The organism is Goodfellowiella coeruleoviolacea, from assembly GCF_024171785.1.
Lineage (GTDB): Bacteria > Actinomycetota > Actinomycetes > Mycobacteriales > Pseudonocardiaceae > Goodfellowiella > Goodfellowiella coeruleoviolacea.
The window spans coordinates 1-1,885 of sequence record NZ_JAMTCK010000051.1 but is presented as its reverse complement, the minus strand read 5'-3'; the positions used below and the strand labels follow the sequence as shown (position 1 = coordinate 1,885).

General features: G+C 57.9%; 1 rRNA gene. It reads right to left on the bottom strand.

The features are described 5' to 3' along the window. Positions 1 to 52: 52 nt before the first annotated feature. Positions 53 to 1,885, bottom strand: a 23S ribosomal RNA gene (locus LX83_RS37520); the annotation flags it as partial.

Genomic DNA, 1,885 nt, shown 5'->3' with positions numbered 1-1,885 from the left:
TCGGTGGCCTGGTCGAACTTCCAGAACCGCACAGTGGATGCGCAACACCTTCGTACACAAGTCCTCGGCCTATTAGTACCAGTCAACTCCACACATTACTGTGCTTCCATCTCTGGCCTATCAACCCACTGGTCTAAGTGGGGGCCTTAACCCATAACGGGTGGGAGACCTCATCTTGGAACGAGCTTCCCGCTTAGATGCCTTCAGCGGTTATCCCTTCCGAACGTAGCCAACCAGCCATGCCCCTGGCGGGACAACTGGCACACCAGAGGTTCGTCCGTCCCGGTCCTCTCGTACTAGGGACAGCCTTCCTCAAGTCTCCTACGCGCGCGGCGGATAGGGACCGAACTGTCTCACGACGTTCTAAACCCAGCTCGCGTACCGCTTTAATGGGCGAACAGCCCAACCCTTGGGACCTACTCCAGCCCCAGGATGCGACGAGCCGACATCGAGGTGCCAAACCATGCCGTCGATATGGACTCTTGGGCAAGATCAGCCTGTTATCCCCGGGGTACCTTTTATCCGTTGAGCGACGCCGCTTCCACCAGCCAGCGCCGGATCACTAGTCCCGACTTTCGTCCCTGCTCGACCCGTCGGTCTCACAGTCAAGCTCCCTTGTGCACTTACACTCAACACCTGATTGCCAACCAGGCTGAGGGAACCTTTGGGCGCCTCCGTTACCCTTTGGGAGGCAACCGCCCCAGTTAAACTACCCACCAGGCACTGTCCCTGAACCAGATCATGGTCCGAGGTTAGACACCTAGTACGACCAGAGTGGTATTTCAACGTTGACTCCACCATCACTAGCGTGACAGCTTCACAGTCTCCCACCTATCCTACACAAGCCGAACCAAGCACCAATACCAAGCTATAGTAAAGGTCCCGGGGTCTTTCCGTCCTGCCGCGCGTAACGAGCATCTTTACTCGTAATGCAATTTCACCGGGCCTGTGGTTGAGACAGTCGAGAAGTCGTTACGCCATTCGTGCAGGTCGGAACTTACCCGACAAGGAATTTCGCTACCTTAGGATGGTTATAGTTACCACCGCCGTTTACTGGCGCTTAAGTTCTCAGCTTCGCCACCACGAAGGCGACTAACCGGTCCCCTTAACGTTCCAGCACCGGGCAGGCGTCAGTCCGTATACATCGTCTTGCGACTTCGCACGGACCTGTGTTTTTAGTAAACAGTCGCTTCTCGCTGGTCTCTGCGGCCGGCCAGCCCTAGCCCGCAAGGAGCTTCAAGCCACCCGGCCCCCCTTCTCCCGAAGTTACGGGGGCATTTTGCCGAGTTCCTTAACCACAGTTCACCCGAACGCCTCGGTATTCTCTACCTGACCACCTGTGTCGGTTTGGGGTACGGGCCGCATGGACACTCACTAGAGGCTTTTCTCGGCAGCATGGGATCACTCTACTTCGCCTCAATCGGCTACGCATCACGTCTCACATCAACACCACGACGGATTTACCTACCGCGGCTAGCTACACGCTTACACCAGTACAACCACTCACTGGCGGAGCTACCCTCCTGCGTCACCCCATCGCTTGACTACTACCGGATCGGATCCCGCGCTCCCCACACCACGCCCCGAAAGGCACGATGCGGTTCGGGCGGTTAGCATCACCGGCCTCGCCATGGGCGCATCCACACGGGTACGGGAATATCAACCCGTTGTCCATCGACTACGCCTGTCGGCCTCGCCTTAGGTCCCGACTTACCCTGGGCGGATTAGCCTGGCCCAGGAACCCTTGGTCATCCGGCGGCAGAGTTTCTCACTCTGCTTTCGCTACTCATGCCTGCATTCTCACTCCCACACCCTCCACGACTCGGTCACCCGGCCGCTTCCACAGATGCAGGACGCTCCCCTACCCACCCACACGACTACACCA